We start from the raw sequence: 23,567 nt of genomic DNA, 5'->3' as shown, positions 1-23,567 counted from the left end.
GGCCGCCTTGATCAGGCTCTCGCCGAACACCCGCGTGTAGGCCGGCGCGTTCGGCTTGGCCTTGGCCTGGACCCCTGAGACCACGTCGAACTTGACCACGCCGTGGTAGCGGTCGGCCGAGGCCTCGGCCGGCGCGTAGCCCTTGCCCTTCTGGGTGACGACGTGGAGCAGGATCGGGCCGTGCTCGGCGTCGCGGACGTTCTTGAGGACCGGCAGCAGGTGGTCGAGGTTGTGCCCGTCGACCGGGCCGACGTAGTGGAAGCCCATCTCCTCGAACATGGTGCCGCCGCCGACCACGAGCGAGCGGGCGTATTCCTCGGCCGCGGCGGCGCGCTGGTAGAGCGCCTTGGGCAGGAGCTTGCCGAGCTGCTTGGCGGTCTCGCGCAGGGACTGGTAGGCGCCGCCCGAGGCGAGGCGGGCGAGGTAGGCCGACATGGCGCCGACGGGGGGCGCGATCGACATGTCGTTGTCGTTGAGGATGACGATCAGGCGCGAGTGCAGGGCGCCGGCGTTGTTGAGGGCCTCGTAGGCCATGCCGGCCGACATCGAGCCGTCGCCGATGACCGCGATGGCGTTGCGGCGCTTGGGCGCGCGGTTCTTCGACTTGGCGGCGGCGTTGTCGAGGTCGCGGGCGACCGCCATACCCAGCGCGGCCGAGATCGAGGTCGAGGAGTGGGCGGCGCCGAAGGGGTCGTAGACGCTCTCGGAGCGCTTGGTGAAGCCGGACAGGCCGCCGCCCTGGCGCAGGGTCCGGATGCGGTCGCGGCGCTCGGTGAGGATCTTGTGCGGGTAGCACTGGTGTCCGACGTCCCAGACGATGCGGTCGTCGGGGGTGTCGAACACGTGGTGGAGCGCCACGGTCAGCTCGACCACGCCGAGCCCCGAGCCGAGATGGCCGCCGGTGATCGAGACCGCGTCGATCATCTCGGCGCGCACCGCGTCCGCCACCGCCTGCAGCTCCGACTCCGGAAGGCGCCGCAGCGCCGAAGGCGACGGAACGCGGTCCAGCAACGCCGATTGCTCAGGGGAAAGTGCCAATGCTCGCATCCATTCGTTCGAGTATGGCGACGGCTCCGTCGCGGGCTCTCGGCAACCGCGACGCCAGCAGCCCGGGGACACGCGTTCATGCTAGAACCCGCCCGTCCGTCGCTGTCATGATAGTGCCAGTTACGGACGATCGGCGGCGCGATCAATGTCGGGCCGGCGTTTTTTTCAGTCACGTGCCCTTAACGCCACAAGAGGTTCGCCTTTGAATCCGGCTCGTCTGTGCACAATCCTGCTCATGTTCGCGATTACGGGTCACGGCCAAGCTTACGCCCAGCCACGGCCGCCGGACGGCAATCTCGACTTCCTCTGCAACTTCCTCGGCGACTGCCCGGCGCGGGTCGCGCCGGGCGGTCCCGATCGCGATGCCCGTCCGTTCAGCAACAGCCTCGGCCGGCCCTGCGCGTGGCGGGACCGCCCGACCCCGGAGGGCGTCCGCCGGGTCCGCGTCTGCTGGTGATGCGGGCACCGACGCTCGCCGCCGCGGTCCTGACCCTCGCGCTGGGCGCACCCCCGGTCCGCGCCCAGGATTCCTGTCCGGCCCTGTTCGCGGACGGGCAGACGCCCGTCCTCACGAATCCGAAGCTCGCCGTCCGCGCGGTCCCGCTGTGCTTCGAGGCCTTCGCGGTCCTGCATTCGGGCGTGACGCGCACGCCGCTCTACGCCGCCGAGCACCTCACCCGCGCCAGCGTCGCGGCGGCCCGGGCGGTGGCCCGCGACGATTCCTTCCACGAGGAGACGCGCCTGCCGGAGGATCAGCGCGCCGCGCTGGAGGATTACGTCCGCAGCGGGTTCGACCGGGGCCATCTCGCGCCGGCCGGGGACATGCTGACCCTCGCCGCCCAGGCCGAGTCGTTCAGCCTCGCCAACATCGTGCCGCAGAACCGCGTCCTGAACCGGGGACTCTGGGCGGATATCGAGGAGAGCACCCGGCGCCTGGCCACCCGCCGGGGCGCGCTGTTCGTCGTCACCGGGGTGATCTTCGCGGGCGACGCGGTGCAGCAGATCAAGGGCGGCGTGCTCGTCCCGACACAGCTCTTCAAGGCCGTGTACGACCCGTCGCGCGGCGAGGCGGGCGCCTACCTCGCCCGGAACGACGATTCGAAGGACTGGCGCGCCCTGTCGATCGACGATCTCCGCCAGGAAGCCGGCATCGACGTCTTTCCCGGCCTGCCGCCCGCGGCCCGGGCGACCGCGATGGGGCTGCCGGATCCTCAGGCCTCCGCCCGCGCGGAGGAGCGCCGGCCCCGGCACGAGCAGACCTGGCAGGACTGGCTCGAGCGCGAACTCGCCCGCGCCCTGCGCAAGCTCGTCCGCGACTTCCTGCGCACGTTCTTCTGAGAGCTTCTGAGAGGACCCGATGCCCGAGAACAAGCGACGCGCCCGGCCCAAGACGGCAAGCCCGGACAGCGAGAGCCCGGACGGCAAGAACTCGGACACCGAGGGCTTCGCGCCGTTCGCCGACGATGCCGGCGTGCGCTCCGTCGGCGCCCTGAGCTTCGAGAACGGCACGGACCGGATCGCCCTGCACGGATCCCTCGACCTGACCCGCGACCGGACCGGCCTGGAGCAGGCCAGGCTGCTCCGGGAGACGCTGGACGCGATCGTGAAGGCCCTGGAAGCGTCCGACCTGCCGGACGCGGTGGCGGAGGTGCCGGACGCGCCGCCGCGAACGGTCAAGAACCCCTTCGCGTGAGCGATCCGGCGCCCGCCGGCGGCCGGTCCGTCCTTGTCGCGTCCATGTCGCGTCCTTGCCGCGTCCCGGCGGGCCTGATACTCCGAGAGGGTCATTCCTATATCGTAGGGACGCGCGTCCAGGACGGGTGCTGAGGCCCGGTGCCTGACCCGTGCCGCTGGCACGATCCGCGCGGTCCCGAACAACGCGCCGAGGACGATCCGCGATGGCTCGCGAATTCATCTACCACATGCGGGGCCTGACCAAGGCCTATACCGGCGGCAAGAAGGTCCTGGATAGCGTCAACCTGTCCTTCTACCCCGACGCCAAGATCGGCGTGCTCGGCATCAACGGCTCCGGCAAGTCGACGCTGCTCAAGATCATGGCGGGCATCGACAAGGAGTTCACCGGCGACGGCTGGGTCGCGCAGGGCGCGCGCGTCGGCTACCTGCCGCAGGAACCCCAGCTCGATCCGAGCAAGTCTGTCCGCGAGAACGTGATGGAAGGCGTCGCCGAGAAGCAGGCCATGCTCGACCGCTACAACGAGCTCGCCATGAACTACTCGGAGGAGACCGCCGACGAGATGACCGAGCTCCAGGACCGGATCGAGTCGCTGGGCCTCTGGGAGCTCGACTCGAAGGTCGATCAGGCCATGGAGGCCCTGGGCTGCCCGAGCGACGAGCAGCCGGTCGCGACCCTCTCGGGCGGCGAGCGCCGCCGCATCGCGCTGTGCCGCCTGCTCCTGTGGGAGCCGGAGCTGCTGCTCCTCGACGAGCCCACCAACCACCTCGACGCCGAGACGGTGAACTGGCTGGAGGGTCACCTGCGCCAGTATCCGGGCGCGATCCTGATCGTGACCCACGACCGCTACTTCCTCGACAACGTGACGAGCTGGATCCTGGAGCTCGATCGCGGCAAGGGCATCCCGTACGAGGGCAACTACTCGGCGTGGCTGGTCCAGAAGCAGAAGCGCCTGGAGCAGGAGGGCCGCGAGGACATGGTCCGGCAGCGCTCCATCGCCCGCGAGCAGGAATGGATCGCCGCCTCGCCGAAGGCCCGCCAGTCGAAGTCGAAGGCGCGCATCACCCGCTACGAGGAGCTGGTCGCCAAGCAGGCGCAGAAGGTCGACGCGTCCGCGCAGATCGTCATCCCGATCGACGAGCGGCTCGGCAACAACGTCATCGAGTTCGAGCACCTCAGCAAGGCGTTCGGCGACCGGCTGCTGATCGAGGACCTGTCGTTCAAGCTGCCGCCCGGCGGCATCGTCGGTGTGATCGGCCCGAACGGGGCCGGCAAGACCACTTTGTTCAAGATGATCACCGGCCAGGAGAAGCCCGACAACGGCAAGATCGAGGTCGGCGAGACGGTGAAGCTCGGCTACGTCGACCAGTCGCGCGACGCCCTCGACCCGAACGCCACGGTCTGGCAGGAGGTCTCGGGCGGCAACGACATCATCTATTTCAACAAGCGCGAGATCAATTCGCGCGCCTACTGCGCGGCCTTCGCGTTCAAGGGACCCGACCAGCAGAAGAAGGTCGGCACCCTCTCGGGCGGTGAGCGCAACCGCGTTCACCTCGCGCGGACCCTGAAGGGCGGCGCCAACGTGCTGCTCCTCGACGAGCCGACCAACGACCTCGACATGGAGACCCTGCGCGCCCTCGAGGACGCGCTGGAGGATTACGCCGGCTGCGCGGTCATCATCAGCCACGATCGCTGGTTCCTGAACCGCATCGCCACGCACATCCTGGCCTTCGAGGGCGACAGCCACGTCGAGTGGTTCGAGGGCAACTTCTCCGACTACGAGGCCGACAAGGTGCGCCGGCTCGGGGCGGATTCGATCATGCCGAAGAAGATCAAGTACAAGCGCTTCTCGCGCTGAGACCGGTCGCGGCTCCGGGGCGCCGCCGGCGTTCCGGAGCCGCGCGCCCGTCCGAGGGCGTTGCCGTCACCTCTGCCCGGTGACGGATCACCGGAGGCGCGCCCGCGCCTCCGCCAGGATCGTCGCCAGGCTCTGCGCGAGCGGGATGGTCGGGGCCCATCCGGTGGCGGTCGCGAAGGCCGCGGGGTCGCAGCCCTCGCTGCGCACGCCCGCCGGGCGGACCCGGCCGGGCGCGACGCGCAGGTCGAACCGCGCCTCCGTCAGGCCGCGCAGCGTCTCCAGGATGTCGGAGACCGGTGTGACGACCCCCGATCCCACGTTGAAGATGCCGCCATCCGGCAGGTCGTCGATCCGGGCGATCACGCGCAGGCACGCCGCGGTGACGTCGGCCACGTCGAGGAAATCGCGCCCCGCCGAGAGGTCGCCGACCTCCAGGCTCGGCAGCGCCAGCCCCCGCTCGATGCGGGCGATCTGACCGGCGAAGGAGGCGACCACGAAGGTCTCGCTCTGCCCGGCCCCGATGTAGTTCGACGGCCGCAGCACGAGATGCTTGATCCGGGCATTCGCCAGCACGTCGCGGAGGATGTACTCGCAGGCGTTCTTGGTCCGGCCCGAGATCGTGTCGGGGCGCGGCGTGACGCTCTCGTCCGGGCGCGGGCAGGCGCGGAACACCTCGCCGTAGACGACCGTGGAGCTGAGGAAGACCAGCGCCGCGCGGGTCCGCGCCACCGCCTCGGCGAGGTTGAGGGTGCCGAGCAGTTCCGCCCGCCAGGCGTAGGACGGCGTCTCGCTCGACTGCGCCACCGAGGCCAGCGCCGCGAGGTGGAACACGCAGGTGGGGTCGAAAGCCGCGACCGTCTCGGCGAGCTCGCGCGCGTCGAACGGGTCCACGGCCCTCAGCGTCACGCCGTCGAGGGATGGTGGCGGGCTCCGGTCGAGGCCGAGGATGGGGCTGCCCGGCGGCAGGTCCCGACGCAGCGCCTCGAGCAGGCGGCGGCCGAGATAGTCTCCCGCTCCGGTGACGAGGACGCGCATGCCCCTTGCCCTCAACCCTGCCACGAACCCAGCGACGCGCCCCGTGCCGGCGCGGGCGCCGGGAACCGGGATCGTCGGCCGCGTCTATACCGCGCCCCGCCGCGACGCGAGGGGGCGGCGCGGCCAACGGCCGCCGCGGCGGGCGGATCATCGGTGCGACCCCGCCGTTGTGCACATCCGAACAAAGGCGCGTGATCGGCGGGGCCTCGGGCGGCCGGCGCGCTATGGTTGCACCGCGGCCCCGGCCGCTCCGCGTCCGGACGGAGAGCGCCACGGTGATGGGCTGAGTGACGCGCCTCGACGATCTCGAACGGCCCGGCGCCGCGGAACCGCGGGCGCTCCCCCCACCGCCCGCGGAGGCACGGCCGGCGAAGCCCGCGCGCGACGCGCGGGTCGACGTGGTGCGCGGCCTCGCGCTCCTGACGATCTTCATCGACCACATCCCGCGCAACGCGCCGGCCCTGCTGACGCTGCACAATTTCGGGTTCTCGGACGCCGCCGAGATCTTCGTGCTGCTGGCCGGCTACTCGTCGATGATCGCCTACGGCGGGCTGTTCCGGCGCGCCGGGATCCGGACGGCGCTCACGCGCATCGCCAAGCGCTGCCTGCGCATCTACCTGTTCCAGGCCGGGCTGCTGCTCGCGACCCTGGTCATCGTCCGGATCTGGATGGACCTCACTGGCCTGACGCCGCGATTCGGCGTCGCGCCGCTGCTGCAGATGGGTCTCCTGCCGGGCCTGCTGCGCGGCCTCGCGCTGAACGCGCTCCCGAACTACCTCGACATCCTGCCGCTCTACATCCTGCTGCTGGCGCTGTTCCCGCTGATCTATCTCGGGATGCGGCGCGGGATCTGGGGCGTGCTGGGCCTGTCGGGCGCCCTCTGGCTCGCCGCCAACGTCGATCACCAGCTGAACCTCCCGAACGCCGCGGCGGTGGACGACGGGTGGTACTTCAACCCCTTCGCGTGGCAGTTCCTGTTCGTGATCGGCGCGGCGCTCGCGGTCACGGTCCGCGCCCATGACGGCCTGCTGCCGCGGCGCGGCTGGGCCGTGGCCGCGGCCGCGGCCTACCTCGCCTTCGCGTTCCTGCAGGGCGGGTCCTGGGCGGAGTGGGGGCTTCCGGACCTCCGGCCGCTGGCGATCGGGCCGCCCGACAAGAGCCACGTCGCGCCCCTGCGCCTGATCAACATGCTGGCGCTGGCCTACCTGCTGTTCAGCGCGCCCGCCGTGGCCCGCGCGAGCCGGTGGCGGCGGCTGCGCCTCGTCGACGCCTGCGGGCGGCACTCGCTGGAGATCTTCGCCGCCGGGTGCCTGGCGGCGCTGATCGGCCGCATCCTCTACCGGACCTTCGACCCCACCTGGCCGCTGCAGATCGCGGTCAATGTCGGGGGGATCGCGATCATGCTCGGCCTCGCCCACGCGCTGGACGCGCGCCTGCGCCGGGCGGCCGGGACCGGCCCCGACGCGCGCCGGCCCGGATAGGCCGGGAGGAGCCGCGATGCCGCCGATGCGCCGCAAGGGCGATCTGCCGGAGAAGATCTGCGCCCAGTGCGGCCGCCCGTTCGCGTGGCGCAAGAAGTGGGAGCGCGTCTGGGACGAGGTCCGCTACTGCTCGGACCGGTGCCGGGCCGAGGCGAAGGCCGCGCGCGGGCGCGACGCGGCGGGGCGCTGATCGCCCAAAGCGGCCAGCGCGTCCGGCGTGTCGACGTCGAGGGCGGTGGCGGGATCGCCCGGGATCTCCAGCACGTCCGGCCGCCCCCTCAGGAGCGGCCCCGCGCCGTGGTCGCCGGCGAGGCGGGCGATGTCCGGGCCGAGGCGGCGCAGGTTGAGCAGCACCGGGTTCCCGCGCCGGCCGGCCTGCACCGGCACCACGGCCGCCGGCGGCTCCAAGGCGACCGAGGAGGCCTCCGCGAAGGCTTCGGCCAAGCGGTCGAGATGCGCGGCGGTGACGCGCGGCATGTCGCCCAGCACGACGATGGCGGCCGTGCAGGTGGCGGGCAGCGCCGCGAGGCCGGCGCGCAGCGAGCTCGCGAGGCCGGAGCGGTAGTCCGGATTGTCGACGCGGACGAGGTCGAGGCCCGCCAGCGCGTCGCGGACCGCCGCCCCGTGCGCGCCGAGCACGGCGACCACCGGCCGGGGCCGGGCGCCGAGGGCCGCCTCCGCGGCGTGGCGCACCAGCGGCCGCCCGTCGAGGGGCGCGAGCAGCTTGGGCGCGGCGCCGAACCGGCTGCCGAGGCCGGCGGCGAGCAGGATCGTGCCGACCTCAGGCATTCCTGTCCTCCGCCCCCGGATCCGGCTCGTCCGCCGCGGCCGCGCCGCCGGCGCGGGGCTGCGGGCGCGAGACGATCTCCATCAGCAGGCCGCCGACGCCGAGGGCGACGATGTCGGCCCGGGTCACGGTCAGGTCCGCCAGCAGGCGGTGGAGGATCCAGTCGAAGCCGTTCTCCTTGGGCGAGCGGGCGCAGCCCGGCGCGCCGATCACCGGCACGCCGCCGCGGGCGCCGACGAGGAGCAGGTTGCCGGGGTCGACCGGCATCCCGAGATGGTCGACCCGGCCGCCCGCCGCCGCGATGCCGGCCGGGATGACGTCGCGCCGGTCGGCGATCGCCGAGGCGCCGAACACCACCACGAGGTCGGCCCCGGCGCGGTCGATCATCTCCGCCAGGGACGCCGCCACGGAGGCGGCGGTGTGGGGCACCCGGGTCTCGGCCACGATCGCGGCGCCCGCGGGCGCGAGGCGGTCGGCCAGGGCCCGGAGGGTCTTGTCGATCGTCGTCTCCTTGAGGCTCGGCAGGCGCGTCGAGACCACGGCCACCCGGCGGCGGCGATACGGCGCCACCCCGAGGACGTCGCCCTCCGCGGCCGCGCAGGCCCGGGCCAGCACGGCGCCCGGCACGGCGTAGGGGATGATCTTCACCGTGGCGACCATCTCGCCCTCGACCACCGGCCGGAAGCGCGGCAGCGTCGCCACCGTCACCGCCTCGTCGACGGCGTTGACCGCGTCGATCCGGGCCGGATCGAGGGTGAGCACCCCCGCCGTCTCGGCGAACAGGTTGCTGCGGCCGGTGAAGGGCGCCTCGACGCGCAGGTTCGGCCCGCGCAGGCGCGCGGCGAGCCGCGCCGCGGCGGCGTCCTCGCCGACGTCGCCGGGCTCGAGCGTAGCCGCCACGATCTCCGACAGGCCGGCCCGCGCCAGGCCGGCGGCGGCCTCCGCGGCGATGACGGCGCCCTTGCGCAGGGTGATGTCGGCCCGCCGCACCGTGTGCGCGCTGATCAGCCCGGCCGAGTCCGCGACCGGGACGGTTCCGAACCTCACGCGACCTCCGGGCGGGGCACGCGGCGCAGGGCGGCGACGATCTCGGCGAGCACCGCCAGGGCGATCTCGGCCGGGCTCACGGCGCCGATGGGCAGGCCGATCGGCGCGCGGATCCGGCCGATCTGCGCCGGCGTGAAGCCGGCCTCGGTGAGCCGCGCGACGCGCGACGCGTGGGTCTTCCGGGAGCCGAGGGCGCCCACGTAGAAGCACTCGGCCGTCAGCGCCGCCTTCAGCGCGGGATCGTCGATCTTCGGATCGTGGGTCAGGGCCGCGAGGGCGCAGTAGCGGTCGAGGACCGGCACGCTGGTCCCGAGGGCGGCGTCCGGCCATTCGGCGATCAGCGCGGTGCCGGGGAAGCGCTCGGGCGTCGCGAAGGCGGTGCGCGGGTCGATCACCGTGAGCGCGAGGTCGAGCCCCGCGGCCATCGGCGCCAGGGCCTGCGAGATGTGGACCGCGCCGACCACGACGAGCCGCACCGGCGGCACCTGCACGGTCAGGAACAGGGTCCGCCCGCCCGCCTCGACGAGGCCGCTCTTGCCGGAGGCGAGGTGCTTCGCCAGCACGTCGGCGAGGGGATCGGCGGCGATCGCGTCCTCGCCGACGAGGCGCTGCGCGCCGTCGGCGATGTCGGTGATGAGGATCGCGGCGCGGCGCGCGGCCCGCGCGTCGTTGAGCGCTGCCAGGACGTCGCCGCGCATCAGTCGACCCGCTCGACGAAGACCCGGATCCGGCCGCCGCAGGACAGGCCGGCGCGCCACGCGGTCTCGTCCGCGACGCCGAATTCGAGGACGCGCGGCGCGCCCGCCTCGATCACCTCGATCGCCTCGGTGATCACCGCGCCCTCGACGCAGCCGCCGGAGACGGAGCCGAGGAAATTGCCCTCGCCGTCGACCACGAGGTGGCTGCCCACCGGTCGGGGGGCCGAGCCCCAGGTCTCGATCACCGTGGCGAGGGCCACGGCGCGGCCGTCGCGCCGCCAGGACTGGGCGGCGGAGAGGATGTCTGTGTCTGTGCTGAGCATGGCCTCGTGGACTTCCGGCCGGCGGGCGCCCCCCGCCCCTCACAGGTATGGCCCGCCTGCCGCGGTGCAAGAAGCCCTCATGCTGAAGGGCGCGTCAGGAAACATTGGCCGAGATCGTCGGTCGGCCATACTCTGCACCCACGATCTTTCGCGGAGACGGCGCCCCGATTAGTGTCCGGCATGTCCAAACCACAGCCTCATCCTGAGGTGCCGGAGCGCAGCGGAGGCCTCGAAGGAGCCCTCCAGCCGGCCGTGCGATCCCTGGAGCCCTCCTTCGAGGCCCGCTGGCGCGGCCCCCTCAGGATGAGGGCGTGGGGTGGACGTTTCGCTGAAACCGAGGCCCCTCTCGCCCGATGGGCCCGGCCCCGGCGCCCAGCCCCATGAACGCCCCGGATCCCGCCCTCGCCCGGGCGCTCCGCAAGGAGCCGCCGCGCTCGCCCCCGCGCCGCCTGTGGAAGCGCGTCAGCCGGGCGATCGGCGACGTCCTGCCGAAGGGCCTCTACGCCCGCTCGCTGATCATCATCATCGCGCCGGTGGTCCTGCTCCAGTCGGTGATCGCCTACACCTTCATGGAGCGGCACTGGCAGCTCGTGACCAAGCGCCTGTCGGCGGCGGTCACGGCGGACGTCGCCGCGCTGATCGACATCTACGAGAGCTACCCGCAGGACAAGGATGCCGAGACCCTCGCGCGCATCGCCGGGGAGCGGCTGAACCTCGACCTCGACATCCTCAAGGGCGCCAAGCTGCCGCCCCCGGGCCCGCGCCCGTTCTTCTCGATCCTCGACGAGGCCCTGTCCGACGAGATCAAGCGCCAGATCCGAAGACCGTTCTGGATCGACACGGTCGGGCGCTCGAACCTGATCGAGATCCGCGTGGCGATCCCCGACGGGGTGATGCGCATCACCGCCCGGCGCAGCCAGGCCTACGCGTCGAACTCGCACATCTTCCTCGTGTGGATGATCGGCTCGTCGCTGGTGCTGCTCGGCGTCGCGATCCTGTTCCTGCGCAACCAGATCAAGCCGATCCTGCGGCTCGCGGCCGTGGCGGAGGGCTTCGGCAAGGGGCGGGAGATCGAGTTCCGGCCCCGCGGTGCCCGCGAGGTGCGTCAGGCCGGCCACGCCTTCATCGAGATGAAGCGGCGCATCGAGCGGGCGATGGAGCAGCGCACGACGATGCTGAACGGCGTCAGCCACGACCTGCGCACCATCCTGACCCGGTTCCGCCTGTCCCTGGCGCTGATCGAGCAGACCGAGGAGATCGAGGATCTCAGCCGCGACGTCGACGAGATGAGCCGGATGCTGGAGGGCTACCTCGCCTTCGCGCGGGGCGATTCGGCCGAGCCCGCGACGCCCACCGACATGCGCGCCCTGCTGGAGGACCTGCGGACCGACGTCGAGCGCCTCGGCGCCCACGTCTCCGCGGTCGATCTCGCCGGCGCGCCAGAGGTCACGGTGCGGCCCGGCGCCTTCCGGCGCTGCCTGTTCAACCTCGCCGCCAACGCCGTCCGCTACGGCGAGACGGTGGCGATCTCCGGCCGGCTGGAGGCCCGGACCTTCCTCGTCTCGATCGACGATGACGGGCCCGGCATTCCGGCGGAGAGCCGCGAGGACGTGTTCAAGCCGTTCGTGCGGCTCGACGACGCGCGCCAGGATGCCGGCGGCTCCGGGCTGGGCCTGTCGATCGCCCGGGACATCGCCCGGGCCCACGGCGGCGACATAACCCTGCACGACAGCCCGCTGGGTGGCCTGCGGGCCACCGTCCGGGTCCCGGCCTGAGCCGGATCCGGCTCAGGTATCGGCGGGCCGGCGCAGGCGCAGGAACTCGGCCTGCACGTTGCGGATCAGGTGATCCATGCTCGCCTCGTCGAGGGCGGCGCTCGTCAGCCGGGCGCGCAGGCCGGCCTCGCCGTTCCAGGCGTAGCCGGCCTCGAACGGCAGGTGGCGGCGCAGGAGCGGGCTCACGACCGACTCGCGCCGGTAGGCGGGATGTCGCAGCAGCCGCCCGATATGGAGCGCCAGCGTCTCGACGCTGGAGGATCTGGAGCCTGAACTCCCAGCTCCCTTGCCTTTCGAATCGACCGATGCCCAACGCATACGTGTCCGCCCTCCCGGAGACGCCACTGTTGCGCGAAATGATTGCGCATCCATGAGCGTTCGGGCGAGCCGGCGAAAAACTGCAGCTCGCGGGGTCCCAACCTTCGCAGCGCGGTGATATGCAGGGGCGCTTTCCCAGGGCCGCGGTCAGCCGCGCGCCGGATCCCGAGTGCCGAACATGAACCCGCTCGTCCCGCTCTTCGCCCTCATCTCGCTGCCGCTCGCGGCCATCGGGCTCGTGCTCTACACCGATGAGGGCATCAACCCGGACCTGTTCTACGCCTCTGTGAAGACCTTCGTGATCCTGGGCGCGATCGCCGCGGCGATGTCGTTCGGCGCGATGAAGCTCTCGGAGCGGTCCAAGCACTGACGTCCCACCGCCCGGAGGGCGCGATGCTGCACGTGGTCCCGGCCTTCTCGCGCATCGGCGAGGAGAACGCCTTCGCGGTTCTGGCGCGGGCCCAGGCCCTCGCCGCGCAGGGGCGGGACGTGATCAACCTCGGCATCGGCCAGCCGGACATGCCCACGCCCGCCCACGTGGTCGAGGCGGGCATCAAGGCGCTGCGCGACGGACACCACGGCTACACGCCGGCGGTCGGCATCCCGCAGCTCCGCGAGTCGGTGGCCCGCGACATCCACCGCCGCCACGGCGTCGAGGTCTCGCCGGATTCCGTGATGATCGTGCCGGGCGGCAAGGTCACCATGTTCATGGCGATCCTGATGTTCGGCGCGCCCGGGACCGAGATCCTGTATCCGGACCCCGGCTTCCCGATCTACCGCTCGATGATCGAGTTCACCGGGGCGACGCCCGTGCCGGTGCCGATCCGCGAGGAGAACGGCTTCGCCTTCTCGGCGGCCGAGACCCTGGCGCTGATCACGCCGAAGACGCGGCTGCTGATCGTCAACTCGCCCGCCAACCCCACCGGCGGCGTGACGCCGAAGGCCGAGATCGACGCCCTGGTGAAGGGCCTCGCCGAGCACCCCGACGTTGCGGTGCTGTCGGACGAGATCTACGGCACCATGACGTACGACGGCGAGACCCACCACTCGCTGCTGAAGTATCCCGAGATCCGCGACCGGCTGATCTACCTCGACGGCGCGTCGAAGACCTACGCGATGACCGGCTGGCGGCTCGGCTGGTCGGTCTGGCCGAAGCCGCTCTACGACGCGGCGCGCAAGCTCGCGGTCAACGCGCATTCCTGCGTCAACGCGGCGACCCAGTGGGCCGGCATCGCGGCGCTCGACGGACCGCAGGCTTGCGTGGCCGAGATGGTCGCCGAGTTCGACCGGCGCCGGGCGATCGTGGTCGACGGGCTGAACGCCCTGCCGGACGTCTCCTGCATCGCGCCCAAGGGCGCGTTCTACGCCTTCCCGAACATCGCCCGGACCGGCTGGAAGGCGAAGCCCCTGGCCTCGACCCTCCTGGAGGAAGCGGGCGTGGCGGTGATCGGCGGTCCGGATTTCGGCGTCCACGGCGAGGGCTACCTCCGCCTGTCCTACGCCAATTCGGCCGAGAACATCCGGCGGGCGCTGGAGCGGATGGGCACGTTCCTCAGCACGCACAGGCCGGGCTAAGACCGCGCCCCGTCGCCGACCTCGGCAGGGACGCCATCATCCGCGCCGCCGTCCTCGCGAGGGCGGCGAAGCGATCCAGTCGCCGCGACGACCGCCGAAGATGGGCAGCCCTGGGTCACTTCGCTGCGCTCGCGATGACGGTTGTGGCGACCGAACCGTTTGAACGCACACCGGTTCGACCGGCACGCCTCAGGACTTGCCGGGCGCCCGCTTGTCGATCCAGCCGACCAGCCAGTCGGCGATGTCGAGGCTGTTCTTGTCCTGCATCAGCATGTGCGAATTGCCGTGGATGCCGATCTCGGGCAGCAGGATCAGCTCCGCCTTGCCGCCCGCGGCGTTGGCGGCCGCCACGAAGCTGCGGCACTGCTTGAGCCGCGGCGCCCAGCGGGGCGAGGCGTCGACGTAGTCGCCGAACAGGACGAGGATCGGCAGGTCCTTGTAGGGTGCGAGGTCGTCCTTGGCCGGGTCCGGGCAGGCGGCCGGCTCGATGGCCACGATGGCGCGCAGGCCGGTCCGATCGAGGGCGGCGGTCTGGAACGGGTAGATCCCCGACTGCGAGTGCGAGATCAGCACCGCGCCCCTGAGCCGCTTGGCGAGCTCCGACAGGGCCGGCACGGTCGGGTTCGGCACCGGCAGGGCGGCCGACCAGTCCGGGACCATCTGCTTCCAGAACTCGCCCTGGGCCTCCAGGGGGAACTGCATGCCGGGGAACACCTTCGGGTATTCCGGCCCGAACCGGAAGATCGCCCAGGCCGGCTCGCGCCCGGCCGAGAACACGGCCGGCAGCGTCTTGGGGTCGGCCTGCCCCGTCTTCACGGCGTTGATCTGGGCCGGGCTCGCCGCCGAGCGGCCGCGCCAGGCCTGGTCGATCACGTAGGTCGGGAAGCCGCGCCGGACGAGATACTCGTCCCAGCCCATGCGCCCGTCGGGCGTCGTCTCCCAGGTCTTGCCGGTGAGGCAGCAGCCGTGGATCAGGACCAGCGGCGGCCGTCCGGCATTCACCGGGACCTGATAGCGGACGTAGATCTGGTCGACGCTGATCGTGCCCGACGGCGCGTAGGCCGGCAGCGTCGAGAGCGTGTCGGACTGGACGTCGCGGCCGCCGACGAAGAAGCTGCCCTGCTCGGCGATCGTCAGGGGGCCGGCGGCCGGATCGGCCGCGCGCGCGGAGCCGCCGGCGATCAGCATGGCTGCGACCAGCGCGCAGGCCCGCCGGCGGGCGCGCCCGGGCGCGGGCACTGACAGTCCTGCCATGAAATGTCCCGTCCTCCCGCGCGTGGGCCGTCCTCCGGACCCGTCGTCGCGCGGGAGCCTAGCACGAAGCTCGGCCGCCGTGGGAGATCCGCCCTTCGGGCAGGTTGCCAGTCAGGCTCCGATGTCGCGCTCGACACGCTCGACCGCCTCCGCGGGCAGGTCGAGGGCCTCGGCCAGCATCTTCAGGAACTGACGCTCCTGGAGCGTGTCGGGCTCGATGGCGAGTCGCGCCGCCGCGAAGATCCGGGCCGCCGCGTCGGGATCCGCGACCCGGTCGGCGATCGCGTCGACGTCGGCCGGGTCCGCGAGCTCGCGCTCGAGCCAGGCTCGACCGTCGGGATCGAGGCCCGCCTCCGCCACGGCGGCGTCGAGGCGCCTGCGCTCCGCGGCGTCGACCATCCCGTCGGCCGTCGTGGCCGCCACCATGGCCCGCAGCATCAGCCGGGCCTCGTCCTCGTCGACCTTCGTGAAGTCCGGGCCCCCGGCCTCGGGCGGGGGCGCCCCGCGCAGCGCCCGGTAGGCGAGGCCGCCGATCAGCGCCAGTCCGCCGAGGGCGGCACCGGCGGCGAGCCCGCCGCGCCTCGACCGCACGAGCGCGTCGACGATCCGTCTGCTGTCAGCCATGCCGTCCTCCCGGGATCCGATCCAGATCGGATCGGAAACCGCCCGGGAGGCGGTCGGGTTCAGCCGCGCTCAGGCGTCGGCCTCGTCCTCGTCCTCGTCGATATCCACGAGGAAGACGATGTCGGCCTCGTCCTCGTCGTCCGAATCGGACCCGGTGTGGCGCGGATCCTCGACGAAATCACCCTCGCCGTCGTCCTCGGCGAGGGCGTCCTCGAAGATCTCGACCTCGTCCTCGGTGGCGGCCCGGACCGTGAGCGCCGACGTGCCGTTCCAGACCGGCCTCCCGCCGGTCGTCATGGTCCGGATGTCTTCCTTGAAGCCGTCACAGGTGAAGAGGTCCTTGGCGGACGCCTCGTCGCTGTTGATCACCGCAACGGCGGTGCCGTCGATCTCGAGCGTGAACATGGCCGGCATCCCTCTCGTAACCGTCCTCAGGCGCGCCCGGTCCGCGGGCTGGCGCACGGGTGCGACGCGCTGCCCCGGGAAGAAACGTCACGGTTTCGTCCGTCTGACACGAGCGTCGCGCGGGGATGCTGTAGGGGTGAAGCGGACGGCCGCCAAGCCCGTCGCGGCCCGACCCGCACGATTCGGCGCGGCACGGATCCTGCGCCCATCAGGGCGGCCACAGTCTCGAACACGAAGGATCACCCGCGCATGCGGATCAGGCTCGGCTGCGAGATGCGCTACGCCTTCCCCTACCCCGTGCCCATGGTGGTGATGCTCAACGTGCATCCCTCCGGGGCGGCCGCCCTGGAGGCGCCCGACACGCTCCGGACCGATCCGCCCGTCCCGGTGGCGATCTACCGCGACGGTTTCGGCAACCTGTGCGGCCGGCTGACCGCGCCCGCCGGCAACTTCACCGTCGGGACCGACGCCGTGATCCGCGACAGCGGGAGGCCCGATCCGGCGCACCCGGAGGCCGCGCAGCACGCGATCGAGGCGCTGCCCGCCGAGACGATCGCGTTCCTGCTCCCCAGCCGCTACTGCGAGTCCGACCTGCTGGCCGACGCGGCGTGGCGTCTCTTCGGCCATACCGAGCCCGGCTGGGCCCGGGTGCAGGCGGTCTGCGACTTCGTCCACGCCCACATCGTGTTCGGCTACGAGTTCGCCCATCGAGACCGCACGGCCGCGGACGCATACGCGGGCGGGCGCGGCGTCTGCCGGGACTTCACCCACCTGGCCGTCGCGTTCTGCCGCGCCCTGAACATCCCGACCCGGTACTGCACCGGCTATATCAGCTTCATCGGCGAGCCCGAGCCGCACCCGGCGGGCGACTTCGCGGCCTGGATGGAGGTCTACCTCGGCGGCGCCTGGCACGTGTTCGACCCGCGCAACAACAGCCCGCGGATCGGCCGGGTCATGGTCGCGTACGGCCGGGACGCCGCGGACGTGCCGCTGACCCACACGTTCGGACCGAATCCCCTGGTGGGCTTCCGGGTCTGGGCCGACCGGATCGACCACCTGGACGCCTCGGGCGACGCGCCGGTCCTGCCGGAGGAGCCCCTGCCGCCGCAGAGCATGGCGACACGGACCGGATGAGCGTCAGACGCCGGCGCCGCGGGCGATGGCGCGCTTGACCACGCCCTGGACGTCCGGGTTCGAGAGGAACAGGTCGTGGTTGATCAGGCCGCCGCCGTAATCGGAGGCGTCGGCGACGCGCACGCCGAGCGCCTCGAGCTTGGCGCGATCGGCGGCGCCGGCGCGCACGCCCCCCGCCAGCGCGGCGGAGAGCTCGAGCGCCCGGTCGTTGGTCGAGGAGATCACCGTGATCTTCGAGACGTCGGGTCCCATGCGGGCGACGCCGTTGGAGAACAGGTCGAAGTCGATGTCGGGGGCGGCCAGCACCACGGCGCCGATCCGCGACATCGCCGCCTCGCCCGCCTCGGCGCGGAGCATCCGCAGGGTCTCGAGGGTGAGGAGCGTGCCCATCGAGTGCGCGACGATGTTGATGCGGCCGCCGCTCGGCGAGGCGGCGAGCGCCTTCAGCAGGTCCTCGAAGGCGTCGCGCGACCAGAGGGCGCTCTCGCGATCGTAATTGTAGTCGAGGGTCGCGGCCGCCGACGGCCACGTGAACAGGCCGGAGACGCCGCGGAACCGGATCCCGTCCGAGAGCCGGGCGGCGCTGACCGCGGCCGATTCGAACGATTCGCGGTAGCCGTGGACGTAGATCAGCACGTCGCGTCCGAGGGCCGCCTGGGCGAAGGCCTCGGCGGCGCCCGGTCCGGATTCGGATTTCGGAACCGCGCCGATGGTCCAGTCGCCGGTGATGACGGACGAGACCTTGCCGAGCAGCGAGCGGTCGGGCGGCGACAGGCGCACCTCGGCGAAGCTCAGGCCGCGGCCGCGGTCGCTGCTGAAATACGGCGGCCGGGGCGGGTTGCCCACGGGCTTGCGGGTCGTGGCGACCAGCAGCACCGGCATGACGTCGAGGGCCGACTGCTTCTCGGGCAGCGCCGCCCCGGACCCGAGGTCGTCGGTGACGCAGGCGCCGAGCGACGGGGCGAGGCCCGCGGCGCCCGCGAGCGCTCCGAAGCGAAGAAGGATGCGGCGTGAGACGATCTGGCTCGACATGATCCGGTTACGCTCGGGCGGGACGCCTTCCGTTGCCCAGGATCGTGACCATCGCGGGGCACGAGCGACGCGACGCGGCGTGAATAGCGGGCACGGCCGGGCTTGTGGTGGGCGGGACACAGGCCGGCGATCCCCCGACCCCGATGCTCTCCCCCTCGACGGCGGCCGTCGCCGCGGCCATGAAGGGAGCATGACGCCGTCCTTCGACATCGAGAGTCTCCGCGAGCGCCTGCTGCGCGGCGACCGCGCCGCTCTGGCCCGGGCCATCACGCTGGCCGAGTCCAAGCGCGCCGATCACCGGGCGCTGGCGGCGAACCTGATCGACTCGGTCCTGCCCGAGACCGGCCGGGCGATCCGCGTCGGCATCACCGGCGTCCCCGGCGTCGGCAAGTCGACCACCATCGACGCACTCGGCTCGAACCTGACGGAGGCCGGTCACAAGGTGGCGGTGCTCGCGGTCGACCCGTCCTCCTCCAGGACCGGTGGCTCGATCCTGGGCGACAAGACCCGGATGGCGCGGCTGTCGCACGATCCCAGGGCCTTCATCCGCCCCTCCCCCTCCTCGGGCACGCTCGGCGGCGTCGCGGCCAAGACCCGCGAGACCATGCTGCTCTGCGAGGCCGCGGGCTTCGACGTGATCCTCGTCGAGACGGTCGGCGTCGGCCAGTCGGAGACGGCGGTGGCCGACCTGACCGACTTCTTCCTCGTGCTGATGCTGCCCGGGGCGGGCGACGAGCTGCAGGGCATCAAGAAGGGAATCCTCGAGCTCGCCGACATGATCGCGGTCAACAAGGCCGATGCGGGAGAGGCCGAGCAGCGCGCCAACGCGGCGGCCTCGGAATACCGGGCGGCGCTGCACATCCTGACCCCGGCCTCGGCCACCTGGACGCCGCCGGTCGTCACGATCTCGGGCTTCCACAACCTGCGCCTCGACGCAATGTGGGCGAAGATCGTCGACCACCGGGAGAAGCTCACGGCGACCGGCGAGATCCAGGCGAAGCGCCGGGCCCAGGACGTGAAGTGGATGTGGGCGCTGGTCGACGAGCGCCTGCACCAGCGCCTCGTCGGCTCCCCGGAGGTCCGTCGCCGCACGGCCGAGGCGGAGGCCGGCGTCGCCCGGGGCGAGACCTCTCCGGCGGCCGGCGCGGCGGCCATCGCCGAGTTGATCGGGCTCTGACCGGTCCCGGCCGCCGCGCAGGCCGAAGGCGCACAATTTCGCGGTGATCGGGGGCACAAACGCCATCTCGCGCGTTCGGTGGACGACGGCGTAACGAGCGGCGCCCGTGTCGCGACGCCGCGCTCACGTCCAGGAGAGTGCCATGGTGGATACGGATCGGATCGTCGGCGGCGCCAAGGAGGCCGTCGGCAAGGTTCAGGGCGCGGCCGGCGATCTCGCCGGCTCGAACCGCGACTCGGTCGAGGGACGTTTCCGCGAGGCTCAGGGCCAGGCGCAGAACGTCTACGGTCAGGTGAAGGACAGGGCCCGGGACATCGCCGACCGCGCCGGTGACTACGCGAGCGACGCCTACGAGCGCGCCGGCGACGTCGCGGAGGACGTCTACCAGCGGGGCGGCTCGTACCTGCGCGACGGGCGCAGCGCGGTCGGCGCCCGGGTGGAGGAGAATCCCCTGGTCGCGCTGCTGATCGCGGGCGCGGTGGGCTACGGCCTCGCCCTGCTGGTCCACGGCCGCCGCTGACCGGGAGCGGCCCCGCCCGGGCGCGGGCGGGGCCGACCCTTGTACGAGGCGCGCCTGTCGAGGCCGGGCGCGCTACTGCGCGGTCCAACCCCCGTCCATGCTGATGTTGGCGCCGGTGATCTGGCTCGCCGCGTCGGAGCACAGGAACACCGCCAGCGCGGCCACCTGGTCGACGGTCACGAACTCCTTGGTCGGCTGCGCCTTCAGCATCACGTCCTCGATCACCTGCTCCTTGGTGAGGCCGCGGGCCTTCATCGTGTCGGGGATCTGCGCCTCCACGAGCGGCGTCCAGACATAGCCCGGCGAGATGCAGTTCACCGTGATCTTGTGGGGCGCGAGTTCCAGAGCCGCCGTCTTGCTCAGGCCCGCGATCCCGTGCTTGGCTGCCACGTAGGCCGACTTGAACGGCGAGGCCACCAGCGAGTGGGCCGAGGCCGTGTTGATGATCCGGCCCCAGCCCCGGGTCTTCATCCCCGGGATCGCCGCGTGCATCGTGTGGAAGGCCGAGGACAGGTTGATCGCGATGATCTGCTCCCACTTCTCGGCCGGGAACTCCTCGATCGGCGAGACGAACTGGATCCCGGCATTGTTGACCAGCACGTCGACGGCACCGAAGGTCTCCTCCGCCTCGCGCACCATGGCGGCGATCGCGTCGGGCTTGCTCATGTCGGCGGCCGAGTAGCGGGCCTTGACCCCGTAGGCGCTCTCGATCCCGGCCCGCGTCTCCTCGATGGCGGTCGCGTCCCCGAACCCGTTGAGGACGACGTTGGCCCCCTCCGCCGCGAAGGCGCGCGCGATGGCGAGCCCGATGCCGCTGGTCGAGCCGGTGACGAGGGCGGTCTTGGTCTTGAGAGTCATGGAGCCTCCTGGGACGCGGGCGCCCGGCCGAACGGTCGGGGACGGCGCGCTCGCGGTGGGACAGGTCGCGACCTAAGTAGCGCGGGAAGGGGATGCCGGCACAGGGTCGCGCGGAGGCGGTGCGGGCACGATGTCACCGGCAGCCGGCTGCGGGCGCGGCGTGGCCGGGAACGCGATCTCGACCCGCAGGCCGGGCCCGTTATCGGCGAGCCGCAGGCTCCCGTGGTGCAGGCGCACGACCGCGTTGACGAGACTGAGGCCCAGCCCGAAGCCCGGCCGCGAACGGGCGTCCTCGAGGCGCACGAACCGGTCGAGCACGCGGGCCCGTTCCGCCTCGGGAATGCCCGGACCGTGATCGGAGACGGCGAGGCGGATCGACTCCCCATCGCGCCACGCCTCGAGCGTCACGCTGGTCTCCGCGCCCGCGGATTCGGCCCCGTATTTCAGGGCGTTGTCGATGAGATTGGCCAGGGCCTGGCCGATCAGCTCGCGGTTGCCCGCGATCGTGAGTTCGTCCTGCGCGTGCACGGCGAGCGTCAGCCCCTGATCCTCGGCGAGCGCGTCGTACAGTTCGCCGACGCTCCGGACCGTCTGGCCTAGATCCAGCGGCACGAGGATCTCCTGGGCGGATCCGGCCTCGAGCCGCGCGATCATCAGGAGGGCGTTGAACACCCGGATCAGCCCGTCGCCCTCCTCGATCACCGCTTCCAGCGCCGCGCGCAGCTCCTCCGGCGTGGAGGCGCGGCGCAGGGCCTCGTCGGCACGGTTGCGCAGGCGGGTCAGCGGCGTCTTGAGATCGTGGGCTATGTTGTCGGAAACCTCGCGCATGCCGCGCATCAGCTCGCCGATGCGCTCCAGCATCTGGTTGAGGCTCGATGCGAGACGGTCGAGTTCGTCGCCGTTCCCGGCCACGTGGAGCCGGTCGTCGAGATCGCCGGCCATGATCGCGCGGGTGGTCTGGGTCATGGCATCGACGCGGCGCAGCACCCGGCTCGCCGCGAGCCAGCCGCCGATCACCCCGAGGATCACGACGGCGGCGAGCGAGGTGATGAAAGCGCGCCCGATCACCGCCCGCAGCCGGTCGCGCTCCTCGGTGTCGCGCCCGACGAGCAGGCGGAACCCGCCCGGAAGGGTGAAGACCCGCACGATCGCCCGGTGCGCCTCGGCATCCGCGTCGTTGCGGCCGTAGCGCGTCTCGCTCTGGCCCGGCGTCGCCAGTACGGCGGCGGGCACGTAGCCGACATTGCCGACGACATGGTCACCGCCGGCCGTGGTCACGAGGTAGAGCGAGGCGCCGGGCTCGCGGGAGCGCCGCTCCACTACGGTGATCAGCCGACGCAGGCCGCCGGCATTGTACTGTTCCGACAGCCCGTTGATCTCGGCGTCGATCGTGGAGACGATCTGGTCGTCGAGCACCGCGCGGGCGTTCCACGCGACGTAGCCGAGCGCCAGGAAGGCGCAGAGGGCGAAGATCGCGAGGTAGGCCAGCGACAGCTTGAACGCGGTGGTGCGGAACAGTTTCTGGAAACGCGCCGCCGCGGTTTCGCGGGCGATCGGCGCGTCGGTCCAAACCTCGCTCACCCGGCCGCGCCCTCGTCGTAGCGCAGCACGTAGCCGGCGCCCCGGACCGTGTGGATGATCGGCGACGCGAAGCCCTTGTCGAGCTTGCTGCGCAGGCGCGAGACGTGGACGTCGATGACGTTGGTCTGCGGATCGAAGTGGTAGTCCCAGACATGCTCGAGCAGCATGGTGCGCGTCACGACCTGTCCGGCGTGCCGCATCAGGTACTCGAGGAGCCGGAACTCGCGCGGCTGCAGCGGGATCTCGCGGCCGGCCCGGGTCACCCGGTGCGAGAGCCGGTCGAGTTCCAGGTCACCGATCCGGTAGCGCGTCTCCTCCGCGGCGCCGGATCCGACCTGCCGCCGGGCCAGCGCCTCGGTGCGCGCCAGGAGTTCGGAGAACGCGTAGGGCTTCGGCAGGTAGTCGTCGCCGCCGGCGCGCAGGCCCTTCACGCGGTCGTCGACCTGACCCAGCGCCGACAGGATCAGGGTCGGGGTCGCGACGTTCTGCTCGCGCAGCGACCGGATCAGCGACAGCCCGTCGAGCTTCGGTAGCATCCGGTCGACGATCAGCACGTCGTAGTCGCCCTCCCGGGCGAGCGCGTACCCGTCGAGGCCGTCATGCGCGCTGTCGGCGACGTGTCCGGTCTCGCGGAACGCCTTGACGAGATAGGCCGCCGCCTCGCGGTCGTCCTCGATGATCAGCAGTCGCATGGCCCCGTTCCATAGCGCGCCGCGCGAGTCGGGGGAACGTATCTCCAACAACATGGTCAAGCCGCTCCCCTTCCCCGTCGTGGTGGACGGGCTGAGGCCGCGGACCTCGACCCGTCCCGAAGCGGCGCGCGGAGGACTCGGAGGGCGCGAGATCCGTCACCGGCTTCGTCCGCGTGGGCGATGGGCCACGCGCGGTTCGAGGATGATGGCGCGGGAGCGGTTACGGGACGCTCGCGGGAAGATGACTTCGCGGTAAGGCGGCCGCTGCGGGCTGGCCAACAGCGAAACGCCGACGGGCCGCTCTCGGAGAGAGCGGCCCGTCGGCGTCGCGGTTCGTGTCGAGGGAACGTGTATGTATTGCGATGGGCAGGTCTGGCGGCGACCGACTCTCCCGTGTCTTGAGACACAGTACCATAGGCGCTGGCGTGTTTAACGGCCGAGTTCGAGATGGGATCGGGTTCTGGGCACGCCGCTCAGGCCACCAGACCGGCGCATCGCAATTCGTTTCGGACTTGGCCGTCGCGGGTTGCGAGGCGCGTGTGTCCGGTTCGGCAAGCATGTTGGTGGCAGCGTCTGCTGCTGGTCTGTTTATGACCGTGTCTCTGGCTTCGCCAGCCTTTGCGGCTGCCGAACCAGTCCGGACACGGATCACG

The 23,567-nt window shown here is 71.9% G+C and carries 26 protein-coding genes and 1 rRNA gene; 12 read left to right on the top strand and 15 right to left on the bottom strand.

Annotation, left to right across the window (positions count from 1 at the left end):
- On the bottom strand, window positions 1-1,047 hold a 1,047-nt coding region (locus BMY19_RS29215; RefSeq protein WP_244535067.1), incomplete at its 3' end, for a 1-deoxy-D-xylulose-5-phosphate synthase N-terminal domain-containing protein.
- 235 nt (window positions 1,048-1,282) lie between these two features.
- Here BMY19_RS29215 and BMY19_RS29210 point away from each other — a divergent pair.
- From BMY19_RS29210 to ettA, 4 genes are all read left to right on the top strand, one after another.
- The gene (locus BMY19_RS29210; protein ID WP_056533022.1) at window positions 1,283-1,504 is read left to right on the top strand and encodes a hypothetical protein; all 222 of its coding nucleotides are present in this window, start codon (window positions 1,283-1,285) and stop codon (window positions 1,502-1,504) included.
- Window positions 1,504-2,385: a DNA/RNA non-specific endonuclease gene (locus tag BMY19_RS29205; RefSeq protein WP_100253775.1), complete on the top strand. Its 882-nt coding sequence runs from the start codon at window positions 1,504-1,506 to the stop codon at window positions 2,383-2,385. The genes BMY19_RS29210 and BMY19_RS29205 overlap by 1 nt, the downstream gene beginning before the upstream one ends.
- 19 nt (window positions 2,386-2,404) lie before the next feature.
- Window positions 2,405-2,740, top strand: coding sequence for a hypothetical protein (locus BMY19_RS29200; protein WP_170863078.1), 336 nt, complete (start codon window positions 2,405-2,407; stop codon window positions 2,738-2,740).
- 205 nt (window positions 2,741-2,945) lie between these two features.
- A complete protein-coding gene (gene ettA, locus BMY19_RS29195; RefSeq protein ID WP_020096342.1) occupies window positions 2,946-4,598 on the top strand; it encodes an energy-dependent translational throttle protein EttA in 1,653 nt (550 codons plus the stop codon).
- An 87-nt stretch (window positions 4,599-4,685) separates the two neighbouring features.
- Here ettA and BMY19_RS29190 read toward each other — a convergent pair whose 3' ends face one another.
- Window positions 4,686-5,633, bottom strand: a complete 948-nt coding sequence (locus tag BMY19_RS29190) for an NAD-dependent epimerase/dehydratase family protein (RefSeq protein ID WP_100253774.1) — start codon at window positions 5,631-5,633, stop codon at window positions 4,686-4,688.
- A 287-nt stretch (window positions 5,634-5,920) separates the two neighbouring features.
- On the opposite strand from BMY19_RS29190, the gene opgC reads away from it, so the two are divergent.
- Together opgC and BMY19_RS29180 are read left to right on the top strand one after the other, a co-directional pair.
- Window positions 5,921-7,114, top strand: a complete 1,194-nt coding sequence (gene opgC / locus BMY19_RS29185; protein ID WP_091981943.1) for an OpgC family protein — start codon at window positions 5,921-5,923, stop codon at window positions 7,112-7,114.
- A 16-nt stretch (window positions 7,115-7,130) separates the two neighbouring features.
- On the top strand, window positions 7,131-7,304 hold the full coding sequence (locus BMY19_RS29180) for a DUF2256 domain-containing protein (RefSeq protein WP_170855278.1): 174 nt from the start codon (window positions 7,131-7,133) through the stop codon (window positions 7,302-7,304).
- Here BMY19_RS29180 and BMY19_RS29175 read toward each other — a convergent pair.
- From BMY19_RS29175 to BMY19_RS29160, 4 genes are read right to left on the bottom strand one after another with little or no spacing between them, the layout of a single operon-like run.
- Window positions 7,238-7,903 (bottom strand): nucleotidyltransferase family protein, encoded by a 666-nt coding sequence (locus BMY19_RS29175; protein WP_100253773.1) that lies wholly within the window; start codon window positions 7,901-7,903, stop codon window positions 7,238-7,240. The genes BMY19_RS29180 and BMY19_RS29175 overlap by 67 nt on opposite strands.
- Window positions 7,896-8,948 (bottom strand): molybdopterin-binding protein, encoded by a 1,053-nt coding sequence (locus BMY19_RS29170; RefSeq protein WP_100253772.1) that lies wholly within the window; start codon window positions 8,946-8,948, stop codon window positions 7,896-7,898. Before BMY19_RS29170 ends, BMY19_RS29175 begins: the two co-directional genes overlap by 8 nt.
- Window positions 8,945-9,646 carry an XdhC family protein gene (locus BMY19_RS29165; RefSeq protein ID WP_100253771.1) on the bottom strand — a complete coding sequence of 234 codons (702 nt, stop codon included), beginning with the start codon at window positions 9,644-9,646 and terminating at the stop codon, window positions 8,945-8,947. The genes BMY19_RS29170 and BMY19_RS29165 overlap by 4 nt, the downstream gene beginning before the upstream one ends.
- The gene (locus BMY19_RS29160) at window positions 9,646-9,969 is read right to left on the bottom strand and encodes an XdhC family protein (protein ID WP_042673745.1); all 324 of its coding nucleotides are present in this window, start codon (window positions 9,967-9,969) and stop codon (window positions 9,646-9,648) included. The genes BMY19_RS29165 and BMY19_RS29160 overlap by 1 nt, the downstream gene beginning before the upstream one ends.
- Before the next feature lie 380 nt (window positions 9,970-10,349).
- Between BMY19_RS29160 and BMY19_RS29150 the strand changes: the two genes are divergently transcribed.
- The gene (locus BMY19_RS29150) at window positions 10,350-11,744 is read left to right on the top strand and encodes an ATP-binding protein (protein WP_020096349.1); all 1,395 of its coding nucleotides are present in this window, start codon (window positions 10,350-10,352) and stop codon (window positions 11,742-11,744) included.
- A 12-nt stretch (window positions 11,745-11,756) separates the two neighbouring features.
- Here BMY19_RS29150 and BMY19_RS29145 read toward each other — a convergent pair whose 3' ends face one another.
- On the bottom strand, window positions 11,757-12,062 hold the full coding sequence (locus tag BMY19_RS29145; protein ID WP_026605442.1) for a hypothetical protein: 306 nt from the start codon (window positions 12,060-12,062) through the stop codon (window positions 11,757-11,759).
- A gap of 178 nt (window positions 12,063-12,240) precedes the next feature.
- Here BMY19_RS29145 and BMY19_RS29140 point away from each other — a divergent pair, with 178 nt between their 5' ends.
- Window positions 12,241-12,432 (top strand): hypothetical protein, encoded by a 192-nt coding sequence (locus BMY19_RS29140; protein WP_026605443.1) that lies wholly within the window; start codon window positions 12,241-12,243, stop codon window positions 12,430-12,432.
- A 23-nt stretch (window positions 12,433-12,455) separates the two neighbouring features.
- Window positions 12,456-13,637 (top strand): pyridoxal phosphate-dependent aminotransferase, encoded by a 1,182-nt coding sequence (locus BMY19_RS29135; RefSeq protein ID WP_100253770.1) that lies wholly within the window; start codon window positions 12,456-12,458, stop codon window positions 13,635-13,637.
- Between the two features lie 189 nt (window positions 13,638-13,826).
- Here the strand turns inward: BMY19_RS29135 and BMY19_RS29130 are convergent, their stop codons facing one another.
- From BMY19_RS29130 to BMY19_RS29120, 3 genes are all read right to left on the bottom strand, one after another.
- Window positions 13,827-14,891 (bottom strand): alpha/beta hydrolase family protein, encoded by a 1,065-nt coding sequence (locus tag BMY19_RS29130; RefSeq protein ID WP_091683687.1) that lies wholly within the window; start codon window positions 14,889-14,891, stop codon window positions 13,827-13,829.
- A gap of 111 nt (window positions 14,892-15,002) precedes the next feature.
- On the bottom strand, window positions 15,003-15,515 hold the full coding sequence (locus BMY19_RS29125) for a DUF533 domain-containing protein (protein ID WP_020096354.1): 513 nt from the start codon (window positions 15,513-15,515) through the stop codon (window positions 15,003-15,005).
- 69 nt (window positions 15,516-15,584) lie between these two features.
- Window positions 15,585-15,920 carry a hypothetical protein gene (locus BMY19_RS29120; protein ID WP_100253777.1) on the bottom strand — a complete coding sequence of 112 codons (336 nt, stop codon included), beginning with the start codon at window positions 15,918-15,920 and terminating at the stop codon, window positions 15,585-15,587.
- A 249-nt stretch (window positions 15,921-16,169) separates the two neighbouring features.
- Between BMY19_RS29120 and BMY19_RS29115 the strand changes: the two genes are divergently transcribed.
- The gene (locus tag BMY19_RS29115) at window positions 16,170-17,054 is read left to right on the top strand and encodes a transglutaminase-like domain-containing protein (RefSeq protein WP_100253769.1); all 885 of its coding nucleotides are present in this window, start codon (window positions 16,170-16,172) and stop codon (window positions 17,052-17,054) included.
- A 3-nt stretch (window positions 17,055-17,057) separates the two neighbouring features.
- On the opposite strand, the gene BMY19_RS29110 is transcribed toward BMY19_RS29115, so the two are convergent.
- On the bottom strand, window positions 17,058-18,086 hold the full coding sequence (locus BMY19_RS29110) for an alpha/beta hydrolase (RefSeq protein ID WP_020096357.1): 1,029 nt from the start codon (window positions 18,084-18,086) through the stop codon (window positions 17,058-17,060).
- 190 nt (window positions 18,087-18,276) lie between these two features.
- Between BMY19_RS29110 and meaB the strand changes: the two genes are divergently transcribed.
- A complete protein-coding gene (gene meaB, locus BMY19_RS29105) occupies window positions 18,277-19,263 on the top strand; it encodes a methylmalonyl Co-A mutase-associated GTPase MeaB (protein WP_100253768.1) in 987 nt (328 codons plus the stop codon).
- A 142-nt stretch (window positions 19,264-19,405) separates the two neighbouring features.
- Window positions 19,406-19,783 carry a CsbD family protein gene (locus BMY19_RS29100; RefSeq protein WP_020096359.1) on the top strand — a complete coding sequence of 126 codons (378 nt, stop codon included), beginning with the start codon at window positions 19,406-19,408 and terminating at the stop codon, window positions 19,781-19,783.
- 72 nt (window positions 19,784-19,855) lie between these two features.
- On the opposite strand, the gene BMY19_RS29095 is transcribed toward BMY19_RS29100, so the two are convergent.
- The 4 genes from BMY19_RS29095 to rrf all read right to left on the bottom strand — a co-directional run bounded on the left by BMY19_RS29095 (window position 19,856) and on the right by rrf (window position 23,400).
- Window positions 19,856-20,641: a 3-hydroxybutyrate dehydrogenase gene (locus BMY19_RS29095; RefSeq protein ID WP_100253767.1), complete on the bottom strand. Its 786-nt coding sequence runs from the start codon at window positions 20,639-20,641 to the stop codon at window positions 19,856-19,858.
- Between the two features lie 72 nt (window positions 20,642-20,713).
- Window positions 20,714-22,222, bottom strand: coding sequence for a HAMP domain-containing sensor histidine kinase (locus BMY19_RS29090; RefSeq protein ID WP_170863077.1), 1,509 nt, complete (start codon window positions 22,220-22,222; stop codon window positions 20,714-20,716).
- Complete coding sequence (locus tag BMY19_RS29085) at window positions 22,219-22,914, bottom strand: response regulator transcription factor (RefSeq protein WP_020096362.1); 696 nt, start codon at window positions 22,912-22,914, stop codon at window positions 22,219-22,221. The genes BMY19_RS29090 and BMY19_RS29085 overlap by 4 nt, the downstream gene beginning before the upstream one ends.
- A gap of 370 nt (window positions 22,915-23,284) precedes the next feature.
- A 5S ribosomal RNA gene (rrf, locus tag BMY19_RS29080) occupies window positions 23,285-23,400 on the bottom strand.
- Window positions 23,401-23,567: the final 167 nt, after the last annotated feature.

The organism is Methylobacterium sp. UNC300MFChir4.1 (assembly GCF_900110155.1).
Taxonomy (GTDB): Bacteria; Pseudomonadota; Alphaproteobacteria; order Rhizobiales; family Beijerinckiaceae; genus Methylobacterium.
The sequence above is the reverse complement of the archived record's forward strand: the minus strand, read 5'-3'. Positions and strand labels throughout refer to the sequence as shown.